Annotated in this window: 1 protein-coding gene; it reads right to left on the reverse strand. The window is 60.4% G+C overall.

Annotation, left to right across the window (positions count from 1 at the left end):
- Positions 1-255 (reverse strand): cytochrome d ubiquinol oxidase subunit II (locus JHD64_RS22575; RefSeq protein ID WP_199055827.1); only part of this gene is annotated, 255 nt, incomplete at both ends.

The raw sequence follows: 255 nt of genomic DNA on the forward strand, positions 1-255 counted from the left end.
CCGACCCACAGGCCGCCCAGCACAAACAGCACGATAGTCAGCACGCCAAACAGCATGGCCGCAGTGCGGGCACGTTCCGCCATTTTCTCTTCAGTGCGCAGCATCAGGTAGGTGGCACCTTGCAGCAGGATCATGCTGGCCGATACCAGACCACACAGCAGGGCAAACGGGTTGAGCAAGGCCCAGAAGCTGCCTTCGTAGAACACGCGCAGGGTGTCGTCGAAATGGAAAGGCACGCCTTGCAGCAGGTTGCCA

Origin of the sequence: Aquitalea sp. ASV15, assembly GCF_016429115.1 — a bacterium.
GTDB classification, from domain to species: domain Bacteria; phylum Pseudomonadota; class Gammaproteobacteria; order Burkholderiales; family Chromobacteriaceae; genus Aquitalea; species Aquitalea magnusonii.